Source organism: Thermogemmatispora aurantia, from assembly GCF_008974285.1.
In the GTDB taxonomy this organism is placed as follows: Bacteria; Chloroflexota; Ktedonobacteria; order Ktedonobacterales; family Ktedonobacteraceae; genus Thermogemmatispora; species Thermogemmatispora aurantia.
Genome location: NZ_BKZV01000007.1, coordinates 18,699 through 34,841, shown reverse-complemented (window position 1 = coordinate 34,841; position 16,143 = coordinate 18,699). Strand labels below are relative to the sequence as shown.

Sequence of the window (16,143 nt, the reverse complement as noted above, 5' to 3'; positions counted from 1 at the left end):
CGCCTGTCTGGCTGTTCTGCCTGTCTCCTAGCCGAGCAGGCACCCATTCGGAATGATCAACTAGCTGGTTTCCGCTTGCACTCAAGCGCTTCCTGAGAGAAAAAAGAGGTCTGCCCATGCCAGCCCCACCACCTCCATCGCCTGAGGAGCAGCTGCCGCTGCTGCGCCTGATCAGTCGCCTGAGTGCAGCAGCAGAGCGCCTGCGCCAGCAGGAAATCATTGCTCCCTTGTTACCAGGTGGACGTATTCGCACACGCATTGAAGGACTGGTTTATGAGTTCAAGGTGCGCGCCTCCTTTGCTGGCTGGGGCCGCTTCCGTCCTCGCGACGAACAGGAGGCTGAGCTCCTGGGGGAGGCTTTGCCCTGGCAGCGTGGCGCCTACCTGGAATTGCTGCCAGCGCTCCGCATGATCTTGCTTTGGCCCGTCTCAGGGCCGCGGGCCAGCCAGGCTCAACTCTGGCTGGCGCTGCCTTTTAATCCTAGCGATGCCCGTCAGCGGTTCGGCCTTCCCGACGAACCGCTGCCAGTGCTACTCTGTGATCCGTTCAATGGTGCAGAGCCTTTTGAGCGTATTGTAGCTCGCGTTGATGATCAGACTCTCTGGTTCGATGGTCCTGATCTGCGGGCTGATCCCACCCATGCCGCCTGGATGCGCGAGGCCGTTGCTGCTCCTGGGGAAGAGTATGAGCGCTTTCCTGCCGGTTTGACCGCTTCAGAACGCCGCGCTCTGTTGCTCTGGGACCTCCATCGCCTGGAAGAGGAAGCCCTCCGCCAGGAATTGCGGGTTGCCAGCTTCGGCGATGATCAGGCTCCCGACGCCAAGCAGCGGACCAGAGGCCGCTTTGTCCCCACAGCTGGCAGACCTGTGCCAGAGCAAGTGGCGCAGGCCCAGAGTCGCCGGGCGCAACTGGAGTGGCTACAACAGGAGCGCCTGCGCCTCCAGCTCAGCGAGCGCCTGCGCCACGCCCTGGCTAAGGCCGGCGCGGTGCTACACAGCTATACGCTGCTGCCAGCCTCTTCTGGCTCGACCTCAGAAATCATTGTCGAGTGGAGCGAAGAGGGACGACCCTACCGCTATCGCTCAGTGATCGATCCTGAGCTGACGATCGTTTCCAGCGGCATTTGCTTGAGTGGACGTGATCGTGACTTTGATTTGACCAGTATTGTGAGCGTGATGCGCGACTCGCCCTGGAGCGAGGAGGAGCTGGAAGAATGAGCACGATCAACCTTAATCCAAACGATCCGTTTTTCCATGAGGAGCGCCACGCCTCTCTGGCAGCAGTCGCCAGGCGCCAGATTACGATTTGCGGTGCGGGGGCGCTCGGCGCCAATCTCTGCGAGACACTGGCCCGAATGGGCTTTGCACGCCTGCGACTGATCGACCACGATCGGGTCGAGATGCGCAATCTGTCAACGCAGCCGTATCTGCGCGGCGAGATCGGCGCTCCCAAGGCTCGCGCCTTAGTCGCAACGCTCTATCGCGCTGTGCAGGCCCGCCTGGAGCCAGTAACGGTCACGCTTACAGAACAGAACGCCGCTCAGCTGCTGCAAGGAAGCGATCTCGTCGTTGACACTTTCGATAATGAGGCTGCCCGCGCCGCCGTGAGCGCTGCCAGCCGTGCACTGGCGCTGCCCTGTCTCCACGTCGGCTTCAGCGCCGATGGCCTCTATGGCAATGGCGAGTGGGAGCCTGACTATCAACCGCCGCAGGCCGGGGCCAGTGACCCTTGTGATTACCCGCTCACTCGTCCGTTCGCTTTGCTGCTGGCCGCCCTGGCCGCGCGAGCCGTTGCTGATTTCTTCCGCCAGGGCATCGCCTATACCTTCGAGGTTACCTGGAATGACCTGCACCTCGTCTACCGTCCCACCACACTTCGGGAAGCAGCGAGGGGCCAACTATAGGATCTTCTGCACCTTTGCCATCAAAGAAAAGGAAACGAGGGTCGTCACATGAGTCATCGTCTTGCTTATGAACCGGAGCTATTCACCATTGCCAACCAAACAGCGGTGATCACCGGCGGCACCGGCGTGCTCGGAGGAAGTATGGCCCGCTTCCTGGCTCGTCGCGGAGTCCGTGTCGCCCTTCTCAGTCGCCGCGCCGGCCCTACGAGCGAGGTCGTGCGCGCGATTCGCCACGAGGGGGGGGAGGCCCTGGGGCTCTCTTGTGACGTAGGCGACCGTCGGGCTATCGAGCAAGCGGCCAGAGAGATTGAGGCCACTTTTGGGCGCGCGACCATCTTAATCAATGCCGCTGGCGGGAATCGCGAGGCCGCCTCTACGACCTCACAGCTGCCCTTCTTCGATCTGACGCCGGCGGCCCTGCATGAGGTGCTGACACTCAACCTCATCGGCACCTTCTATTGTTGCCAGGTCTTCGGGCGCGGCATGGTTGCCGAGGGGAGGGGAAGCATCGTCAATATCGCTTCTATGGCCGCGCTGCGCCCACTAACGCGCGTCCCTGCCTACGGAGCAGCCAAGGCGGGCGTCGTGAATCTGACACACTGGCTGGCTGTTTACATGGCTCAGGAGTACAGCCCAGCCATTCGCGTCAACGCCATAGCTCCCGGCTTTTTCTTAACCGAGCAGAACCAGAGGCTCCTCGTTGATCCCTCGACAGGCAGCCTGACCGAGCGCGGGCGTCGCATTCTCGACCATACTCCTATGCAACGTCTCGGCCAGCCAGAGGATCTCTTCGGTACCCTGCTCTGGCTGCTGAGTCCTGCCTCGGCTTTCGTCACAGGTATCGTGGTTCCGGTCGATGGCGGTTTCTCCGCCTACGCCGGTGTCTGAAGACAGCATCTATCGATGATCGTTGATTGATAATACATAGCGAAGCGAGCGTTTATTTCGCTGTCGCAGAAAGGGTCGATTCACGTTGATATTTACACAGGATTGGGTTAAAATGAGACAGTCGTAGGCAGATCAGGACCAGCGAGGCAGCACTCAACAATCCCTAGGTAGAGGCAACTATGACAAAGCTGGAGACCTGGCGGAGACTGCTGGAGCAGGCCATTAGCAACGCGCACGAGCTTCGACGCCTGGCCCAGGCTGTCGGAGTCAATAGCGTCACCATCGCGCGCTGGGCCAAAGGGCAAAGCAGTCCGCGCACGGAGCATCTGCGGCAGCTCTATCAAGCCGTGTTCCGCTCCCACCCAGTGTTGGCGGAGCATTTGCGACAGGCCCATCCTGAGATCCTGAGCAGGCCAGCAATTAGCGACAGCGAAGACCAGCAGATCCCGTCGACCTTTTACCGCCGTATCCTCACCACCTGTCTGGAATGCGCACCGGCTCTTCGCTCTGTGACCATGCGCAACCTTATTTTGCAGCAGATGATCAGTCAGTTTGATCCTCACGAGCTTGGGCTGAAAGTGACCCTTATCCAGTGCGTGCCCCCTAGTCTGGCCACCCAACAAGTGCGCAGCCTACGCATCGTCCAGGGGCGTGGCACCCCACCCTGGCGCTCGCTGCCAGAGCCGGAGCTACTGCTGCTGGGGGCCGAATCGCTGGCCGGTCACTGCGTAGCCTCTGGCCACTACGCCATCATTCCAAGCCGGGAGGACCTCAGCTACTATTTCCCTACCCATAGCGAGCCTTTCACAGAAAGCATGCTAGCCTATCCTCTTCTGCAGGGGGGGAAGATCGCTGGCTGCCTTTCCATTGCCAGCACCCAGCGCAACTATTTCCATCAGGCCCAGCTTGACCTGGCCCGCGACTACGCCTATCTTCTGGCCTTGAGCTGTGAGCCGGAAGAGTTCTTTGACAGCAGCCAGATTGCGCTGGGCATTATGCCCTCCGCAGCCGAGCAGCGTCCCTATACTATCAGCTCCGTTGGCCGCGTGCTAGAGCAGCTGCGCGAGGCCGCTCTGCACGGTACTCCCCTCTCGTACAAGCAGGCTGAGCTGCGCGTGCTCCATGAGATTGAAGAGGAACTCTTGCTGCTTGGTCAGCGCTGGCAAGGTCTCACCATCCACTAGAGTCCTTGACCAGCGCGGCAAGCAGACCAGCAGACAACCAAATAACCAGTCCAACACACCATAGCCAACCAATACAGTAGAAGACCCTGGCCCGCTATGTAGGTGATACAATCAGTGACAAGGGGCAAGCAAGAGAGTCAGCTTGCATCACTCAGCATTCAGCTCCTACAATGCCGACCCTCGTGGGTGCCGCTCCAGCATTCCAGGGTGGCCAGCGAGCAAAGAAGACACAATAAGCGCTCAGGCAAGACACCCAAAGGAGAGAAACTTTCGATGCTGCTTGGCGAGGGAAGTACCAGCGAGACACTCAGTTCCAGCCAGGTGAGTGACCTGCTCCAGCGCGCCCTCGAACCGCTGGCCCTTGCAGGCAAGCGCGTCCTGGTCATCATTCCCGATGGAACGCGCAGCGCTCCTATCCCTCTCTTCTTCCGCCTGCTGAACGAGCAACTATACAGTCGAGTAGCGCAACTAGACTATCTCATCGCTCTCGGCACCCATCCCCCTCTCAGCGAGGCCGCTATTACGGCCCTCGTGGGCTTCTCAGCGGAGGAGCGCGCGCAGTCCTATCCCGGCCTGCGTATCTTCAACCACCAGTGGGATCGACCCGAGATGCTACACACTCTCAGCACCCTCAGCGCCGAGGAAGTTGATCAGCTGACTGAGGGACTGCTCAGAGAAGAGATCGTCGTCTCCCTGAACCGCCGCATCCTTGACTACGATCAACTGATCATCTGTGGCCCAGTCTTTCCACACGAGGTTGCCGGTTTTTCAGGCGGGGCCAAGTATCTTTTCCCTGGCATCGCCGGACCAGACATTATCAATACTACCCACTGGCTAGGGGCCCTGGTCACCAGCTTGCACACGATCGGCGTGAAAGACACACCAGTACGCCGCCTGCTGCATCGCGCCGCCGCACTCGTACCCAGGCCACTGCTCGTCCTTGCCCTTGTAATGCAAGGGCAGGATCTACACGGACTCTACATCGGCGACTACCAGCAGGCTTTCGAAGCTGCGGCAGACCTCTCCGCCCGCCTCAACATCGTTACTCATCCACACCCCTATCAACTGGTGCTAGCCGTGGCTGCACCACTCTATCCCGACCTCTGGACTGGCGCCAAAGCTATGTACAAGACTGAGCCAATTGTAGCCGACGGCGGCGAGGTCATCATCTATGCCCCCAAGATTACCGAATTCTCCTATACCCACGGCCCCCTGATCGAGCGCGTTGGCTACCACGTACGTGACTACTTTCTCAAGCAACCTGAACGCTTTCGTACGATTCCCGGCACCATTAAAGCGCATAGCACCCATGTCAAAGGAACCGGCAGCTACGACGCCACCACAGGGCGCGAGCTGCCACGCATCCAGGTCACGCTTGCAACCGGTATCGATGCTGAACGCTGCCGGCGTGTCAATCTGGGCTATCGCGATCCACAGTCAATCGATCCCGAAGCCTGGAAAGGGCAAGAGCACAAGGGCATTCTGGTGGTCGAACATGCCGGCGAAGTGCTCCACCGCCTCCAGCACTCCTGAGCAAGTCAGGAGGCTCTGTCACCATCGCCAGCCAGAAGGCAGAGGCAGCACCAAAACGTTCAGAGACCAGGAGGATGAGAGAGGTCTGGATCAGCAGAGAGGAGAGACACCCCGCAGTGCTGACCCTGCCTCTCTCTATTGGCTTGCTCCCCCTGGCTGTCAGACTAGCCAGCCGTTTGGCTCAGCTCCCTACCAGCTTAGACCACCTCACGCTGGGCCATATCCCCAGCATAGGTCAGGCATGTTAGACTGCACCCCCGCTCGCGCACATTTGAGATCTCCAAACCAAAGTGATGCAGCTTGCTGCGCACCGACGAGAGGGCACGACGGAGTGGACGCAACTCCTGCTGCCAGCGTTGACTGCCCTGGGCTTCTAAGAGGCGCTGACGGCAGCGAGCGATCGAGCTGGCGGTCACCGGAGCCGACGACAAACTGGCTAGCAGAACCTCGTAGGGGCAATAGTGAGGAAAAGCCTGTAAAATAGGTTCAAGCACACGCAACTCATTGATACTGAACTGCTGATCAAGTACCATTTTTCCATCACAAAGTAAAGAGAGCGTCCGCGTGCCTAAACTCAAGGCCAGCGTCTGACCAGGAGGCAAGAGATCCTGAAAAGAAAAATGGAGAATGCGCGTCTCTGTCCCTTTCCGACGTTTTCTAAAACGAGTTAATGTCTGCTCTGACATAGCGTTTTTTTCCTTCATGCCTAAGCGACAACCCAAGTCATACGAGCCAGAGAAGAGCTGACGAACCCGGCAAGATGCCAGGCCAACTCCTTCCGTCAAGGTCAGACAAGCCCCTGTGCAGCAGGGTCTACCCGTCTGTACGCCTGTCCATTGCGATGAGGGGCCAGGCCGGTCGTACTGCCTGGATGAGGGCCCGGCCTCACAGCCGGCAGCGATTGGAGTGCCCATGAATGAATGAATCGACACATACCAATCACAGCCTTCGCTGAAGGGATATATAGCATAGGCATTCGATGGACCATAGGCGAGTAGCCAGAATTGCCGGGGAGGTCCTACGAGTGGCTACCAGGCACCATCAGCCCTGGAAGCCGATTGGCGCCTTTTCGCCTACCTCCAGCAGCCACTGAGTGGTGTGTATTTGTTAACCAGAGTCAGCGGCAAATATTACCCGGAAAAACGGTTATCAGTTCCCGACAAAATAGCCATCAACGGGACGACAATCGCAACCAGGTCAGCTATACTGGTCTTCGGCAGTGTGGCAGTGCCAGGATAGAGCGCTGCCCGAGTAGTGTGGAAGGGACTATTCTCTCAATACTTTCCTAACAATTCGCAAAGTAAAGAGCGTTGCTGAGTGGCGCAGGAGCGTCGAGGCCAATGCCTTTGGCTTATGTCTAAAAATCATCATCTGGCCAGCATGCAGGCTTTGAGAAGCATCCCGATTGCTCAGTAGAGAGAGGCCACCTCCCGCATCTTGCCGCTGACCAGTGAGTGACCCACGGCTCTAGCACTGCTCCGCTTGGTCATACGCAGGCGATTTGACCAGATTCGATCGATGGCGCAGTGAGAAGTGAGAAAGCGATGATTCCGATTGCTCGCCCCCTGCTGGGAGCTGAGGAGGAGGCTGCTATTCGCGAGGTACTGACCTCGGGTTTGCTTGCTCAGGGCAAATACGTCGCTGCCTTTGAGCAGCGTTTTGCCGAACTCTGTCAGGTTGGTGCCGCGATCGCCGTTTCCTCGGGCACGGCGGCTCTTCATCTCGCCCTTCTGGCTCATGATATCGGCCCGGGAGACGAAGTAATCACCACGGCCTTCAGCTTTGCGGCCACCGCGAATGCGATCTTGTTGGTGGGCGCCACGCCGGTTTTCGTCGACATCGAGCCGGAAACCTATACTCTTGACCCCACACAGGTAGAGCTGGCCCTCAGTGAGCGTACGCGTGCCATTCTTCCCGTCCATCTCTACGGTCACCCCTGCGACCTGGGTCGCTTGCTGCCGCTGGTCGAGGCCCACAAATTGATCCTGCTCGAAGATGCCTGCCAGGCCCATGCCAGTAGCTTCGCCGGGAAGCCGGTGGGTAGCTTCGGCACAGGCTGTTTCTCGTTCTACGCAACGAAGAACATGACCACTGGCGAAGGCGGGATGATTACCAGTGATGATCCCGAGGTGGCTGCCCGGCTGCGTCTTCTGCGCAACCATGGCCAGGCCAGTCGCTATCACCAGATTGGCCTGGGCTATAACCTGCGCATGACCGACCTGCAGGGCGCGCTGGGTCTGGTCCAGCTGGCGAAACTGGAGGAGTTCACACAGCGACGCATCGCTAATGCCACTTATCTGAACCAGCATCTGGCCGGCATTGTGCAGACACCGATTACTCGCCCGGGCTGCCGTCATACCTATCATCAGTACACCATCCGCGTTCCTGCCCACCGCGATGAGATCGCCGCCGAGCTGCACCGGCGCGGCATCGCCACCGCTGTCCACTACCCTGTTCCTATCCACCAGCAACCTTTCTACCGCAGCCAGGCGAGCCGCTTTTATGTGGTGAATCCTGAGCGGCAGCAGCGCGTGCGCGGAGACAGCCCTCTGGCACGACTGCCGGAGACGGAGCGGGCGGCGCGCGAGGTGCTCTCGCTGCCAGTGCACCCCGCCCTGACTCAAGATGACCTGGAGACTATCGCCCGGGAGGTAATTGCTCTATGCAGCTGAGAGTAGCAGTGGTTGGCGCCGGCTCAATGGGCTGGAACCACCTGCGCGTTTTGCAGGAGCTGGAGGACTCGGTCCAGCTTGTAGCTGTCGCCGAAACCAATCCTAGCGCTCTCCAGCGCGCAGTTCAGCGCTTCCACATCGCCGGCTATAGCGATTATCGCCAGATGCTGGATGAGCAACGCCCCGAGCTGGTCGCGGTGGTCGTCCCGACTCACCTCCACTGTGAGGTGGCCGCTTTCGCTCTGGATCTCGGCCTCAATGTCCTGGTAGAGAAGCCCCTGACCAGTACGGTCGAGGAGGCTGAGGCGTTGATCGAGCTAGCCCGCCAGCGCGATGTTCGTCTGGCAGTAGGCCACATCGAGCGCTTCAATCCGGCGGTGACAGAGGTGAAGCGCCGCTTGAACGCTGGCACTCTCGGACGCATCTTCCATCTCCATGCGCGACGTATCGGACCGTTCCCACCGCGCATCCGCGACGTCGGCGTGACCCTCGACCTGGCCTCGCATGAGATCGACACGATGCGCTATCTGGTGGACGCCGAGATCAGCCAGGTTTCGGCTCAAATCCAGCAGCATATCCACCGTACCTGCGAGGATTTGCTGCTGGGGCTGCTGCGCTTCAGCAACGATGCTCTGGGAGTACTGGATGTCAATTGGTTGACGCCTACCAAGGTGCGCGAGCTGACCATCACCGGTGAGAAGGGGATGTTCTTACTGAACTATCTGACTCAAGATGTTTTTTTCTACGAGAACGACTATTCCCCTACTTCCTGGGATGCCCTGCGTTCCCTGACGGGTGTGAGTGAGGGAACTATGATCCGCTTGAAGGTACAGAAGGCGGAACCGCTGCGCCGCGAGTATGAGGATGTGATTCGGTCGATCATGAGCGATAGTAGCCCTTCTGTCTCGGGAGAGGATGGCCTGGCTGTGCTGAAGGTAGTTCAGCAGCTGCTGGCTTCGGCGCTAGCCAACAACGGCCTTCTGTCCCAGGCTCAGGAGCCGCATACCTTGCCTGAAGAGGCCGACCGCAGCCCGACAGCAGGGTCCAGCACGTCACTTTCTCACCAGCAAGGGCCAAATGAGCAGGTTCTCCCTCGCCGTATGGCCAGCCCCTCTTCTCTCACCTTGCCACAGAGGCATGAGGAGCATCCCAGCACTCTGAGAGGCAGCTAGACGAGGATGAGAGACTGCAACGCAGAGAAGAGCATGGAGAAGAGATTGTCAAGCGAGTCAATAGCCACCCTGCCACCAGCCACGGCGGTCGTTGTCGGTCTGGGCAAGATTGGCTTGCCGCTGGCCGTGCAGTATGCTCGTCACGGCTGGTATGTCATTGGCTGCGACGTGAATCCTGACGTGGTTGAGCAGATCAACGCTGGTCGTTCCCACATTCATGAGGAACCTGACCTGGAGGAAGCGGTGGCACAGCTGGTCCAGGAGGGACGCTTACGTGCCACGAGCGACACGACAGCTGCTGTACGCCAGGCACGCGCCGTCGTGGTGATTGTGCCAGTCCTCATCGATGAAGCTCATCGCGCCAATCTCACAGCCCTGGAGGCCGCTACCCGCTCCATTGGCAGAGGGCTACAGCCCGAGACGCTGGTGCTCTATGAGACAACTCTGCCGGTGGGAACGACCGCCCGCCACCTGGCCCCATTGCTGGAGAGCGAGTCTGGCCTGCAGGCCGGCTCTGATTTCTGGCTGGCCTATAGTCCCGAGCGGGTCTCTTCTGGCACCATCTTCCGTGATCTGCGCCTCTACCCCAAGGTTGTGGGAGGGATCAACCCCCCCAGCACGGAGGCGGCTGTGGCCTTCTATCGCTCGGTGCTCGATACTTCCGAGATTATTGTGATGCCCTCGACTGACGATGCTGAGTTTGTGAAACTGATCGAGACAACTTATCGCGATGTGAATATTGCTCTGGCTAATGAGTTCGCTCGCTTCGCCGATGCTCACGGCCTGGATGTGCAAGCAGCCATCGCCGCCGCCAACAGCCAGCCCTATTCTCACATCCATACACCGAGCGTTGGAGTCGGTGGCCACTGTATCCCTGTTTATCCCTACTTTTTGCTGGCTGGCGCTGAAGCAGTCACCGAGCAGGTCGATGGCTTCGCTCCTCTGCTCCAGCTTCCCCGCCAGGCTCGCGCCATCAATGATAGCATGGCCACTTATGCCGTCCGGCGCCTCGAAATGGCCCTTGGTTCCTTACGGGGACAGACGGTTTTGATTCTGGGCATTGCTTACCGCGGCGATGTACGCGAGCTGGCCTTTAGCAGCGCAGCTTTGCTGCGCACAGCCCTGGAGAAGCGGGGGGCACATGTACTCGCTGATGATCCACTTTTCAGCTCTGGGGAAATCCGAGCCGCTGGCTATACCCCCTTCTCCCCTTCGGAGGCTGCCGAGGTGAGGGCGATTATTCTGCAAGCAGCTCATACCGCTTATCGCTCTTTTGATTTTCGTCCTTTTAGCCATTGTCAGGTGGTACTCGATGGTCGCCAGGCTCTGCAACGCTCAGCCATTGAGGCACTTGGCATGCGCTACCTCGCTATCGGTGACGGTAGCCCGGGCAGAACCAGGCAGAGACAGCTGGCGGCTTCCCGAAGGCAGGAGGTCACAGCTTCTAGTCAGGAAACAGCAGCGACTACGCGCCGCCGTCCAAAAAATGCTCTTTAGAGACCGTCGATGTCGACTTATTCATACAGCTCTCGTTCTCGTAGCGCTGAAGATGAGGAATAAAAAGATCTATGGCATATATTCTCTTCCTGACTCTGTATTACCCCCCAGAGAAAGGGGCAGCAGCTTCACGAATCAGTCAGTATGCTGAGCATCTTGTGCAGCGAGGTCACCAGGTCACAGTCCTGACAACAGTGCCAAATTATCCGACCGGCGTGGTCCCGCCAGAGTACCGTGGACGCCTGCTCCAGGAGGAGACGCGAGCTGGTGTGCGCGTGGTACGCGTTTGGAGCTACACGAGTCCCAATCGCGGCTTCCTGCGCCGTATCCTGGCTCATCTCTCCTTTGGCTGTCTGGCTCCCATCCTGGGAGCGCGTGCAGTCGGTCATCCCGACCTACTGGTTGTCGAGTCGCATCCCCTCTTTAATGCCATCGCTGGGCGTCTGCTGGCCCGCTGGAAAGGCAGCCCCTATGTGTTCACAGTCTCGGACCTCTGGCCGGAATCGGCGGTGCAGCTTGGCGTACTACGCAATCGCCTGCTGATCCGCCTGGCCGAGTGGCTAGAGTGGTCCTCCTACGAGCGCGCCAGCCTAGTCTGGGTTCTTACCGAGGGGATACGTGATCAGCTGCTGCGCCGCGGTCTGGCAGCTGAGAAGATTTTCTTCCTGACGAATGGCGTTGATACGAGCAAGTTCTTCCCTCGCCCACAGGCCGAGGCGCGGCAGCTCCTGGGCTGGGAGGAGCGATTTACTGTGCTCTACGCTGGCACCCTTGGCATCTCTCATGGCTTGACCACCGTCCTGGATGCCGCCGAGCAGCTGCGCTCCTATCCCGCCATTCGCATTCGCCTGGTCGGTGACGGCGGCGCCAAGCCCGAGCTGCTGGCCGAGGCGCGCCGACGCGGACTGGAGAATGTGATCTTTATGGACCCGTTCCCTCACGAGCAAGTTCCTCTGCTGCTGGCCGCCGCCGATGCTTGTCTGATCATGATGCGCAAGCTCCCTCTCTTTGAGGGGGCCTTGCCCTGCAAAATGTACGAGGCCCTGGCCTGCGGACGCCCGATTCTGCTAGCCGTCGATGGGGAAGCCCGTCGGCTGGCCGAAGAGGCCGGCGCCGCTATTTTCGTTGAACCGGAAAACCCCACCGCCCTGGCTCAAGCCATTGTAAAGCTCTATGAGCAGCCAGCCCTGGCCCAGGCTCTTAGCGCCCGCGGTCGCGCGCTGGCCGAGGAGCGTTTCGACTATGACCAACTGAGTGCCTGCCTCGACGCCCAAATCGCCGCCCTCTTGCCATCCTCTTCCTTCACCCCAACACTGCCCTCTTTAGCGCAAGAACAGCAACATCAGCAGGAATACAAGGCAGATAAATCTATTTCATACAGGTAGATAGAAAGAAAGGTAGCAGATGTCTGGTACAGGAGAGAAAGGGAGGAAGATATGTTAAAAGAGCAAGAATATCAGCAGCAAAGCGAACCAGTGTCGAGGCAAAGCTATCAGGGTAGCACCGCCACGCTGACATTGTCCACCACCTCTCACCGTGAGCAGAGGCGGCTCGGCCTGCGAACGAGACGGCGCATCTCCAGCAACGACTGGCGGCTCATTCTGATTGGCGGCGATAGTGTACTCTTGCTGGTGACCTTCACCCTGCTGATAGTACGCTATCAGCCACCAGTGGAAAGCAGCAGTCGCCTGATCGTACCCTGGGAAACGCACCTCGCCTGGATCGGCTGCGCTGCGCTTCTCTGGGGCTTTGCCGCCCGCCTGACTCGCACCTACGACCTCAATGGCATGTCAAGCCGCCTGGTCAGCCCTTTACGAGCTATCATTACACTGCTCCTACTGGCCGGCCTCTGGTTTGCACTGAGCGCCACACTGGAAGGCCACGCCTTGCGTTCCTTGCTGCTCACAACCCTCTCCTTTACCGGTGTCAGTCTCCCTCTGATCGCCGGCTGGCACCTCGCCATCGCCCAATGCTTGCATATGCCACCCTTTCGGCGCCAGGGGGTAATTGTCGGGATGAACACCATCGGTGAAGCAATTGCGCGAGAACTGCAAGCCGCGCCCAGACGCTCAACCATCGATATCGTGGGTTATGTCACAGAGGAAGAGAACCTACTGGCGCAGGCCGAGCCCGAGCGACAGCTGCCTCTGCCCATTCTGGGCGGACGAGCCACGTTGCAGCGCTTGATTGAACAGCAAGCCATTGACGTGCTGATTATGGCCACCGAGTATCAGGAGAATCCAGCCCTGGTACAGGAGGCCATTACTGGGACCCACCTGGGGATTTCGCTTGTACCCGCCCTCTGCGTCTATGAGAACGTCAGCGGCAAGATCCCTGTGGAGCAGATCGGGGAACAATGGTATATCGCATTGCCAGGTGCCAACCTTTCTCCTCTCTACCTCTGCTGGCGTAAAGCACTCGATTTCACCTTTGGTCTTTTAGGCTTGCTGATACTGATCTTGCTGCTTCCTCCACTAGCACTACTGATCCGTCTTGATTCACCCGGTCCTCTCTTCCACTGTCAAGAGCGCCTGGGCAAGAACGGGCGCAAGTTCAAGATGTACAAATTCCGCTCAATGCACGTCGACGCCGAACCAGAGGGGAAGGCAATGTGGGCCAGCCACAACGATGCACGGGTGACACGAGTAGGGCGCTTTCTACGGGCAACTCACCTTGACGAGCTCCCCCAGGTTCTCAATATTCTGCGCGGGGAGATGAGCCTGATCGGCCCACGGCCCGAGCGGGAAGAGTTTGTGACTGTCCTGGAAAAAACGATCCCCTTCTATCGCTGCCGGCTGAGCGTTCCCCCGGGCCTAACAGGCTGGGCTCAGGTCAAATATCACTATACTTCTACCAGTCAGCAGGCACTGGAAAAGCTACAATATGATCTCTATTATATTAAGCACCAATCATATATGCTAGATATTCTAATTATTTTAAGAACGATTATTGAAGTAATCAAATTGCGCGGTGTCTAAGTGCTTCACACGCTGAGAGCCAGCACCTTTGCGCGGCAACCTCCGCACGAAGGGAGGCAGGCAGATAGGCCGGTGTTTCTGGAGAGAAGAGGAACCAGCCCTGGTCCAGCCCAGCACCGAATCTGCTCATTCGGGGAACAGGACCTTCTTACCACTCTTTCCCCAGAAGTTTACAATTCTCAGCCAGGATCGATACATATAACAATGAGAGCAAAGACAGGGCAAAGGTATCTGCAAGAGAGGAACACCTAGAATGACGATTGCTCAGTACGCAGCCGTGCTAGCCAAGCGCTGGTGGCTGGTTGCCATCTGCTGCATGGCGGTCGGCATCGGGGCCCTGATCGCCAGCAAGCTGATGACTCCCCTCTACCAGGCGTCGGTCCTCATGCAAGTCACCGTTCGCACGGGCAACAATTTGGCTGACTATAATAATCTTTTGGCCAGCGACCAGCTCGTCGATACCGAGGCGACACTGGTCACGAGCCAGCCGGTCCTTACAGAAGTGGCTTCCCATTATCCAGGCTTGAGCGCTTCCACGCTGGCCTCGCGTGTCTCCACTACTACAGAGACAAATACGCAGCTATTCAAGATCTCTGTCCTGGATGAAAGTCCAACGCGGGCCGCGGCCCTGGCTAATGATATAGCTCAGACATTTATTAAGCAACAAGATGCTGCTATCCAGCAAGACAATCAACGTTCTCAACAACAGCTACAACAAGAGCTTACTTCTACAGAGCAGCAAATCAACAGCGTTAGCAATCAGATCAGTAAAATTGAGAGTACCACTAATGATCAGCAGCAGGTCAGTATGCTGCAATCCCGGCTCAAGGCTCTGCAGGATCGCTATTCCCAGGTTCAAGATGCCCTTGTTCAACTGGAGCTGACCGAAGCGGAAAACGGGAATTTTCTGCGTGTTGTCCAGCAGGCCTCTCCCCCGACCAGTCCAGCTCAGCCACGTATCTTACTTAACACCGGGGCAGGACTGGTAACTGGCCTTCTCATCGGCGTGCTACTAGCGCTGCTCCTGGAACAGCTTGATACACGGGTGCGCACCGGCGAGCTGCTGGCTCAGCTCTTCGGCTATCCCGTTCTCGCGACCGTCTGGCGAGTGCGCTCCTCAGAGGAGAAAGAGGTCTTTAATCCCAAGGAGCATGCTGGCCTCATTGAATCCTATCGCATCCTTCGCACGAACATCGGTTTCTGTTCTATTGATACACCTGTTAACTATCTCTTAATCACCAGCTCTGTGCCAGGAGAGGGCAAGAGCACGGTTGCCGCGAATCTGGCTATTTTTATGGCTAAGGCGGGGAAGCGGACTCTGCTTGTGGATGCTGACATGCGCCGCCCAATGCTGCATCGCCTCTTTGGGGTCTCCGCTGCTGAAGCCGGCCTGAGCAGCGCTATTATGGCCATGAGTCAGTCATCGACGACGCCCCTGCCAAGCGTCTCGTCTTCACGCCAGCGCCCGACCGAGCAGGGTGGTATCCTCGATAGCTTTCTCTATGAGACCAGCACTGCTAATCTCTGGCTGATGCCAGCCGGGCATCTCCCTCCCAATCCGCCCGAGCTGTTGGATTCGCAGGCCATGCGCAACCTGCTATCGAACCTGGCGGATTACTATTTCGATATCGTGATCTTCGATGCACCGCCACTGTTAGGCCTGGCCGACGCCAGTATCCTGGCTTCACGGGTCGATAGTGCTCTCTTAGTGGTCGACATCACTCGCTCTCGGAAAGAGCATATCCGACAGGCACGCGCCCTCCTGCGCCAGACAGGCGTACGCATCATTGGCTGTGTTGTCAATAAGCAACAACAGCAGCGCGGTAGTATCACCCCCTACTACTACCAGGCAGTAGGCGATGAGCACAGTGAACAGGTAGGAGCGGCACTGACAAGCAGCCGATGGAGACAGGAACACCAGCAGGCCGCGCTGACGGGAAGAGAGCACTCTCCGGCTGCAGCAAGGGGAGTACATCAACCTTCACCCGCTCCACAGCCGCCAGGGATGCCTGCAACGGCCAGTCAGCAGCGCACTGGGTCAAGTCAGTCACTGACGGAGCCAGCCACTCCTGCCCAGGTTCAGCGAGTCATGACCCCCGCAACGGGGATCGGATCAGGGTCGGACGCGAAAAGTTCTCCGGTCCCAGCTCGTCCTCGCCTGACACGCGAGCGTCCCGGTAGTCTCAACGCCCCAGCGGAGGCAGCCGAAGGCCCTGCTCCACGCCCAGGACAGCGTGGCTCCGATATCACTGAGCTGAAAACGCTGGAGATGCCTTCGATAGAACCGCATAGACAGCGCGGAGAGCGATAGGGACT

At 58.6% G+C, this 16,143-nt stretch carries 12 protein-coding genes; 11 read left to right on the top strand and 1 reads right to left on the bottom strand.

Annotation, left to right across the window (positions count from 1 at the left end; genetic code table 11):
• Positions 1-116 precede the first annotated feature (116 nt).
• From KTAU_RS18515 to KTAU_RS18495, 5 genes are all read left to right on the top strand, one after another.
• Positions 117-1,217, top strand: a complete 1,101-nt coding sequence (locus KTAU_RS18515; protein ID WP_151729774.1) for a hypothetical protein — start codon at positions 117-119, stop codon at positions 1,215-1,217.
• Entirely contained in the window at positions 1,214-1,903 is a 690-nt protein-coding gene (locus KTAU_RS18510) for a ThiF family adenylyltransferase (protein ID WP_151729773.1), read from the top strand. The genes KTAU_RS18515 and KTAU_RS18510 overlap by 4 nt, the downstream gene beginning before the upstream one ends.
• Before the next feature lie 48 nt (positions 1,904-1,951).
• Complete coding sequence (locus KTAU_RS18505) at positions 1,952-2,791, top strand: SDR family oxidoreductase (RefSeq protein WP_151729772.1); 840 nt, start codon at positions 1,952-1,954, stop codon at positions 2,789-2,791.
• A 179-nt stretch (positions 2,792-2,970) separates the two neighbouring features.
• Positions 2,971-3,975: a GAF domain-containing protein gene (locus KTAU_RS18500; RefSeq protein WP_151729771.1), complete on the top strand. Its 1,005-nt coding sequence runs from the start codon at positions 2,971-2,973 to the stop codon at positions 3,973-3,975.
• Positions 3,976-4,248: 273 nt separating this feature from the next.
• Positions 4,249-5,508 (top strand): lactate racemase domain-containing protein, encoded by a 1,260-nt coding sequence (locus KTAU_RS18495; RefSeq protein WP_151729770.1) that lies wholly within the window; start codon positions 4,249-4,251, stop codon positions 5,506-5,508.
• Between the two features lie 197 nt (positions 5,509-5,705).
• Here KTAU_RS18495 and KTAU_RS18490 read toward each other — a convergent pair whose 3' ends face one another.
• Entirely contained in the window at positions 5,706-6,194 is a 489-nt protein-coding gene (locus KTAU_RS18490) for a hypothetical protein (protein ID WP_151729769.1), read from the bottom strand.
• 858 nt (positions 6,195-7,052) lie between these two features.
• Here KTAU_RS18490 and KTAU_RS18485 point away from each other — a divergent pair.
• From KTAU_RS18485 to KTAU_RS18460, 6 genes are all read left to right on the top strand, one after another.
• Positions 7,053-8,180 carry a DegT/DnrJ/EryC1/StrS family aminotransferase gene (locus tag KTAU_RS18485; RefSeq protein ID WP_151729768.1) on the top strand — a complete coding sequence of 376 codons (1,128 nt, stop codon included), beginning with the start codon at positions 7,053-7,055 and terminating at the stop codon, positions 8,178-8,180.
• Positions 8,171-9,352: a Gfo/Idh/MocA family protein gene (locus KTAU_RS18480; protein WP_151729767.1), complete on the top strand. Its 1,182-nt coding sequence runs from the start codon at positions 8,171-8,173 to the stop codon at positions 9,350-9,352. The genes KTAU_RS18485 and KTAU_RS18480 overlap by 10 nt, the downstream gene beginning before the upstream one ends.
• Positions 9,353-9,385: 33 nt before the next feature.
• On the top strand, positions 9,386-10,849 hold the full coding sequence (locus KTAU_RS18475) for a nucleotide sugar dehydrogenase (protein WP_151729766.1): 1,464 nt from the start codon (positions 9,386-9,388) through the stop codon (positions 10,847-10,849).
• Positions 10,850-10,920: 71 nt separating this feature from the next.
• Complete coding sequence (locus tag KTAU_RS18470; protein WP_151729765.1) at positions 10,921-12,234, top strand: glycosyltransferase family 4 protein; 1,314 nt, start codon at positions 10,921-10,923, stop codon at positions 12,232-12,234.
• 51 nt (positions 12,235-12,285) lie between these two features.
• Positions 12,286-13,827: an exopolysaccharide biosynthesis polyprenyl glycosylphosphotransferase gene (locus KTAU_RS18465; RefSeq protein ID WP_151729764.1), complete on the top strand. Its 1,542-nt coding sequence runs from the start codon at positions 12,286-12,288 to the stop codon at positions 13,825-13,827.
• A gap of 253 nt (positions 13,828-14,080) precedes the next feature.
• On the top strand, positions 14,081-16,138 hold the full coding sequence (locus KTAU_RS18460) for a tyrosine-protein kinase domain-containing protein (protein WP_151729763.1): 2,058 nt from the start codon (positions 14,081-14,083) through the stop codon (positions 16,136-16,138).
• Positions 16,139-16,143 lie beyond the last annotated feature (5 nt).

Coding starts and splice junctions, on each gene's coding strand:
- KTAU_RS18480 (WP_151729767.1), top strand. CDS start 8,171: ATGCAGCTGAGAGTAGCAGTGGTTGGCGCCGGCTCAATGGGCTGGAAC.
- KTAU_RS18485 (WP_151729768.1), top strand. CDS start 7,053: ATGATTCCGATTGCTCGCCCCCTGCTGGGAGCTGAGGAGGAGGCTGCT.
- KTAU_RS18505 (WP_151729772.1), top strand. CDS start 1,952: ATGAGTCATCGTCTTGCTTATGAACCGGAGCTATTCACCATTGCCAAC.
- KTAU_RS18495 (WP_151729770.1), top strand. CDS start 4,249: ATGCTGCTTGGCGAGGGAAGTACCAGCGAGACACTCAGTTCCAGCCAG.
- KTAU_RS18460 (WP_151729763.1), top strand. CDS start 14,081: ATGACGATTGCTCAGTACGCAGCCGTGCTAGCCAAGCGCTGGTGGCTG.
- KTAU_RS18475 (WP_151729766.1), top strand. CDS start 9,386: ATGGAGAAGAGATTGTCAAGCGAGTCAATAGCCACCCTGCCACCAGCC.
- KTAU_RS18490 (WP_151729769.1), bottom strand. CDS start 6,194: ATGTCAGAGCAGACATTAACTCGTTTTAGAAAACGTCGGAAAGGGACA.
- KTAU_RS18515 (WP_151729774.1), top strand. CDS start 117: ATGCCAGCCCCACCACCTCCATCGCCTGAGGAGCAGCTGCCGCTGCTG.
- KTAU_RS18465 (WP_151729764.1), top strand. CDS start 12,286: ATGTTAAAAGAGCAAGAATATCAGCAGCAAAGCGAACCAGTGTCGAGG.
- KTAU_RS18500 (WP_151729771.1), top strand. CDS start 2,971: ATGACAAAGCTGGAGACCTGGCGGAGACTGCTGGAGCAGGCCATTAGC.
- KTAU_RS18510 (WP_151729773.1), top strand. CDS start 1,214: ATGAGCACGATCAACCTTAATCCAAACGATCCGTTTTTCCATGAGGAG.
- KTAU_RS18470 (WP_151729765.1), top strand. CDS start 10,921: ATGGCATATATTCTCTTCCTGACTCTGTATTACCCCCCAGAGAAAGGG.